General features: G+C 66.2%; 6 protein-coding genes. 4 read left to right on the top strand and 2 right to left on the bottom strand.

Going from position 1 to position 5,905, the window contains the following annotated elements; genetic code table 11:
• Both QOC69_RS18685 and QOC69_RS18690 read left to right on the top strand, forming a co-directional pair.
• Window positions 1-1,314 (top strand): protein kinase domain-containing protein (locus QOC69_RS18685; protein ID WP_526442260.1); only part of this gene is annotated, 1,314 nt, incomplete at its 5' end.
• An 89-nt stretch (window positions 1,315-1,403) separates the two neighbouring features.
• On the top strand, window positions 1,404-2,606 hold the full coding sequence (locus QOC69_RS18690) for a thiolase family protein (protein ID WP_526442262.1): 1,203 nt from the start codon (window positions 1,404-1,406) through the stop codon (window positions 2,604-2,606).
• Here QOC69_RS18690 and QOC69_RS18695 read toward each other — a convergent pair.
• Window positions 2,603-4,237 carry a long-chain fatty acid--CoA ligase gene (locus QOC69_RS18695; RefSeq protein WP_526442264.1) on the bottom strand — a complete coding sequence of 545 codons (1,635 nt, stop codon included), beginning with the start codon at window positions 4,235-4,237 and terminating at the stop codon, window positions 2,603-2,605. The two genes, QOC69_RS18690 and QOC69_RS18695, sit on opposite strands and share 4 nt — an antisense overlap.
• A gap of 161 nt (window positions 4,238-4,398) precedes the next feature.
• Here QOC69_RS18695 and QOC69_RS18700 point away from each other — a divergent pair, with 161 nt between their 5' ends.
• Both QOC69_RS18700 and QOC69_RS18705 read left to right on the top strand, forming a co-directional pair.
• Complete coding sequence (locus QOC69_RS18700) at window positions 4,399-4,731, top strand: hypothetical protein (protein WP_526442266.1); 333 nt, start codon at window positions 4,399-4,401, stop codon at window positions 4,729-4,731.
• A gap of 77 nt (window positions 4,732-4,808) precedes the next feature.
• The gene (locus QOC69_RS18705; RefSeq protein ID WP_526442268.1) at window positions 4,809-5,123 is read left to right on the top strand and encodes a hypothetical protein; all 315 of its coding nucleotides are present in this window, start codon (window positions 4,809-4,811) and stop codon (window positions 5,121-5,123) included.
• Here the strand turns inward: QOC69_RS18705 and QOC69_RS18710 are convergent.
• A complete protein-coding gene (locus tag QOC69_RS18710) occupies window positions 5,083-5,334 on the bottom strand; it encodes a hypothetical protein (RefSeq protein ID WP_526442270.1) in 252 nt (83 codons plus the stop codon). The genes QOC69_RS18705 and QOC69_RS18710 overlap by 41 nt on opposite strands.
• Window positions 5,335-5,905: the final 571 nt, after the last annotated feature.

Here is a 5,905-nt window from a genome sequence, read left to right on the forward strand (position 1 = left end):
GCGGTGGGCACCTACGCCTACATGGCTCCGGAGCGGTTCACCAACGACGCGGTGACCTACCGGGCCGACATCTACGCGCTGGCGTGCGTACTGCACGAGTGCCTGACGGGCGCGCAGCCCTACAGCGGCGACAGCGTCGGCGTGGTCATCACCGCGCATCTGATGCAGCCGATCCCCCGCCCGAGCGTGCAGCGCCCGGGTATCCCCGCCGCGTTCGATCAGGTGATCGCCAGGGGCATGGCCAAGAAGCCCGACGACCGCTACGCCTCCGCGGGCGACCTGGCGATGTCGGCGACCGAGGCGCTGACCGCCCGCGACCAGGATCAGGCCGAGACCATCCTGCAGCGCGGCGAGGCGGCCACCATGCCGGGGATGTCGATGGGCTCGGCGCCCACGATGGCCGCGCATCCGCCCACCCCGACGCCGTTTGGTGCCACCCCACCTCCTGGCGCCCCGCCACCCCCGTTCGGGGCCACCCCCACACCGGGCGTCCCCCCGCCCCCGAAACCCTACGGCGCCACCCCCGCCCCGTTCGCGGCGGCGACCCCGGCACCGTTCGGCACCACTCCGCCGCCGCCGCCCCAGCAGTACGGGTTCACCGGGCCGCCAGCGCCGCCAACCGGTCCCGCCGGCGGCTCTTCGTGGCCCCCGCCGCCCGGCTCGCCGCCGCCCGGCCAGAAGCCGAAGAGGAAGGCGTGGATCCCGATTGCCGCGATCGGCGGCGTCCTCCTGCTCGCCCTGGCCGCCATCGGGATCTTCCTGATGGTCAAGCCCGACGACAAGAAGGCGGGTCCGACGATGCCCACCGCGTCCACCTCGAAGACCCCCGAGCGGTCGACGACGACGCGGACCAGGACCACCACGACCACCACCCCGCCGCTGGACAACCCGGACTCGTTCCAGGCCAAGCTGATGGCGCTCATCCCTGCCGGCTACCCGACCAGCGTGTGCGAGGCAGCCAGCCCGCCCTCGCCGGGAGCGCTGGCCACCATCGACTGCGCCAAGTCCGTCCAGCCCGGGGGCCCGGAAGCGGCGCGCTACTCGATCTTCGCGGACAAGGACCAGTTGATCCTGCACTTCAACGAGTCACTCAAGGAGAACGACGAGACACTGCGGTGCCCGGGTGCCGACGCCGATTCGCCGATCGACTGGAACTTCAAGTCCAAGCCCGACGAGGTCGCGGGGCAGGTGGCGTGTGGCACCTACCAGGGCAACGCCGATGTCATGTGGACGCAGTACGACGCGCTGATGCTGGCCGACGTACAGAGCACCAACATGGACGAACTGCACACCTGGTGGTTGAACTACAGCTGATCTGAGCCAGGGAATGCGGCACCGATTCCTCAAGGCCTCTTCGTCGCGCTATGTTCGAGGAAACCGCAGTGCACCGAAGGGACAGTGCCATGGGGACCGCCAATAAGAACAAGGTGTTCGTCGTCGGGGTCGGAATGACGAAGTTCGAGAAGCCGGGCCGCCGTGAGGGCTGGGACTACCCGCAGATGGCCAAGGAGTCCGGCACCAAGGCGCTGGCGGACGCGGGCATCGAGTACAGCGAGGTCGAGCAGGGCTACGTCGGGTATTGCTCGGGCGACTCGACGTCGGGACAGCGTGCGCTCTACGAGCTCGGCATGACGGGCATCCCGATCGTCAACGTCAACAACAACTGCTCCACCGGGTCGACGGCGCTCTACCTTGCCGCGCAGTCCATTCGCGGCGGGTTGGCCGACTGCGTCATCGCGCTGGGCTTCGAGAAGATGCAGCCGGGCTCACTCGGCGGCGGAGCCGACGACCGCGAGAGCCCGCTGGGCAACCACGTAAAGGCACTCGCCGAGATCGACGAGTTCGCATTCCCGGTGGCGCCGTGGATGTTTGGTGCGGCGGGCCGCGAACACATGAAGAAGTACGGCACCACCGCAGAGCACTTCGCGAAAATCGGCTACAAGAATCACAAGCACTCGGTGAACAACCCGTACGCGCAGTTCCAGGAGGAGTACACCCTCGACGACATCCTGGCGGCCAAGATGATCTCGGACCCGCTGACCAAGCTGCAGTGCTCCCCCACCTCCGACGGGTCAGGCGCCGCGATCGTGGTGAGTGAGGATTACGTCGCCAAGCACGGGCTGGCCGACCAGGCCGTCGAGATCGTCGGGCAGGCCATGACCACCGACTTCGCCAGCACCTTCGACGGCAGCGCCGCCAACATCATCGGCTACGACATGAATGTCCAAGCCGCCAAACAGGTTTACGACCAGTCGGGACTCGGGCCGGAGGACTTCCAGGTCATCGAGCTGCATGACTGCTTCTCGGCCAACGAGCTGTTGCTCTACGAGGCCCTTGGCCTGTGCGGCGAGGGCGAGGCGCCGAAGCTGATCGACAACGGCGACACCACCTACGGCGGTCGTTGGGTGGTCAATCCGTCGGGCGGCCTGATCTCGAAGGGCCACCCGCTGGGCGCCACCGGGTTGGCGCAGTGCGCCGAGCTGACCTGGCAGCTGCGCGGCACCGCCGACAAGCGTCAGGTGGACAACGTCAACGCCGCGCTGCAGCACAACATCGGCCTCGGCGGCGCGGCAGTCGTGACCGCCTACCAGCGCGCCGAACGTTAGTCGCGGTACTCCACCACCTCATAGGCGCCGTCGGCGTGCCGCGCGCGGATGGTCTTCTTGTCGTACTTGCCGACGCTGGTCCGCGGCACCGCGTCGACGAACGTCCACCGTTCCGGTAGCCACCAGCGAACCACCTTGTCCGCCAGGAACTCCCGGAGCTCTTGCGGAGTGGCTTGGGCGCCGCGCTCGAGGACGACGGCGGCCAGCGGACGTTCCTGCCAACGTTCGTCGGGAACCGCAACGACCGCCACCTCCAGGACCGCCGGATGGGCGATCAGGTGGTTCTCCAATTCCACCGACGAAATCCATTCGCCACCGGACTTGATCACGTCCTTGGCACGGTCGGTCAGCGTCACGTATCCGAGCGGGTCCACCCGGCCGACGTCACCCGTGCGCAACCAGCCCCTGTCGAACTTGGACTGGTCGTGCCCGCGGTAGTAGGCACCGGTGATCCACGGGCCGCGCACCTCGATTTCCCCGACCGCCTTGCCGTCGTGCGGCAACGGATTGTCGTCTTCGTCGACGATGCGCACCTCGACACCGCACACCACCTTGCCCTGGGTGGACCGCATCGACCAGCGTTCGTCGCCCGACGACCCCGCCGGCGGCCAGGCCAGGGTGGCCAGCGGCGACGTCTCGGTCATCCCCCAGCCCTGGATGATCTGCACGCCGTGGTCTTGTTCGAACGTCTTCATCATCGACAGCGGCACGGCCGAACCTCCACAGGTGACCAGGCGCAGGGACGAGATGTCGCGGCCGGGCGTCTTGGCCAGGCAGTGGATCACGTCGTTCCAGATCGTCGGCACCGCACACGAGACGGTCGGGCGCCGCGTCTGGATCAGGTCTATCAACGACGGGGCGTCCATGAACCGGTCCGGCAGCACGAGGTCGGCACCCGCCATCATCGCGGCGTACGGCAGCCCCCACGCGTTGGCGTGGAACATCGGCACGATCGGCAGCGCGGAATCGTTGAAGCCGAGGCCCATTCCGTTCGCGGTACACACCATCATCGAGTGCAGATAGCTCGAACGATGGCTGTAGACAACTCCTTTCGGATTCCCGGTGGTGCCGCTGGTGTAGCACATGGCGGCCGCTGACGTTTCGTCGAGCTCGGGCCATTCGAACGTTGGCGATTGACCGGCCAGCAACTCGTCGTAGCGCAGCACCGTCTTGCCGGCTCCCGTCAGTGGCGCGAGGTCGCCTTCGCCGACGGCGATCACGGTGTGCACCGTGTCGAGGAGCGGCAGCACCGGGGCGAGCTGGGCGGTCAACGACAGGTCGGCGATGATCACCGTGTCCTCGGCCTCGTTGGCGATGTAGGCGATCTGCTCGGGCGAGAGCCGGATGTTGAGCGTGTGCAGCACCGCTCCCATCGACGGCGCGGCCAGATACGCCGCAAGGTGTTCGGCGTTGTTCCACATGAACGTGGCCACCCGTTCGTCGCCGGTGATGCCGAGCCCACGCAGTGCGTTGGCCAGCCGGCCCACCTGCTCACCGAGCTCGCGGTAGGTGATCGTGCGGTAGCGCCCTTCGCCCATCGCCGTGGTGACGGTGCGATCGCCGTTCACGCCACAGGCGTGGCGCAGGATCGTGGTGACGGTCAACGGGACGTCCTGCATCGTGCTGCGCATGTCGATTCGCCTTTGCTTCGCGTTGCGGTCGTTGGGCGCGATGGTAGTGCGGGGCGACGGTGATGTCGGCGATTCCGCCGGAGCCGCACCCGCTGCAACGAATCGGTTACCAGCGGCGATGTACTGGGTGATGCATTTCCCAGACAGATAGGGGGCGCACCATGCGTCCATCATTGACTCTCGCCACACTGGTCACTTCGGTCGCAGCCGCGTGTGCTGTGGTCGTCGCGCCCGCCGGGATCGCCAGCGCCGAGCAGACTGCCCTGGAGACCATCGGCCTACTGGAAGCCGAGGGTTATGACGTCAATGTCGACCGCGTCGGCAGCGGCACGCTCGACCAGTGCGTGGTGACCAGCGTGCGCAACCCACAGATCCAGTACCGCACCATCCGCGTCTACAACGGCAGGAAGGACAGCAAGGGCAACCGCGACTACGACCTCGTCCAGGTCGTCACCAACCGGTCCATCTCGGTATCCCTGGACTGCAGCCGCTGACCCGCGCGGAAGTAATCGAGTACCTCAGTCGATGTAACTAGGGGATGATTGACAGGAATACGACAGGAGGCGCGATCATGCGAACCAAGTGGGCATTCGCGGCAGCGATCATGGGAGTGAGTGCGGCCATCGCCGCCCCAGCGGCATTGGCCGCCGCGGAGACGGCGCAGCAAGTGATCAGCGACCTTCAGTCCAAGGGCTACACGGTGACCATCGACAAGATCGGCACCGCACCGATCGACCAGTGCACGGTCACCAGCGTGCGTAACCCGCAGACCGTCACGCAGCTGGTTCCCTACGTCGGTCCCGGCCTCGGCGGCAACGACCGCAGGCTCCTGGTCCCGCAGACCGTCACTCAGACCGTGTCGGTGTCGCTGAACTGCTCACGCTGAGCAGGTCCGAGTACCCGATTCGCTGGTAGAACCACTGCCGGACCCGATCGCCGACACGGAACACGTCCTTGGCACCGTCGTCGGAGGGATCGACGTAGACGCGGAACGGACCCTTGCCCTTCGGTGTGTCGATCACCCGCGCGATGCCGGGCCACCTCACCGGCGTCTGCGTCTTCCGGCGCGAGTTCGGCGAGCTTGCGGCTGACGTCATCCATCAGCCCGCCCTAGCGCTGCTCGTACTCGGCGGTCACCCGCGTCGTCCGCCGCCTGGCCCGCGTGGGCGAAGTGATTGGTGCCCGACGTGAACGAACCCGGAATCACGACAGTGGTTGTCGAGATGCAGCGAAGACTGACAGAAATCGCCGCGCTACTTTGACAAGATATCGGCGTGTCGCGAGGGCCGGTCAATCTTCGCTGCATAACCCCAGTTCAACTGCGTATCAACTACAAGCGATCGCTAGTGTCGCGTTGAAGAGAAGGCGATCCTGAATCGCGGGCGTGTCATTTCTTTCAGATGACGCGGCCGACACGATCTGCGGCCTCGCCCGTTTCGCCCATAGCATCGGGGCGCGACCGGTGGTATTACCTCACATGACAAAGCAAGTGTCGCTCGCCAAGGTCGTGGGACCGGTTTGAGCTGGGTTAGCCACGTGTAACCCAATCGCCACATACGTACAGAAAACAGAAACATTACAAACGTAACGTTGTCCGTGTTCCATTGCGCAGCAGCCTGTCAGAAAGATACTTCGTTGTCCGACACCGCCATCGACTTTCTCTACCTG

This window comes from Mycobacterium sp., from assembly GCF_032162105.1.
Lineage (GTDB): Bacteria > Actinomycetota > Actinomycetes > Mycobacteriales > Mycobacteriaceae > Mycobacterium.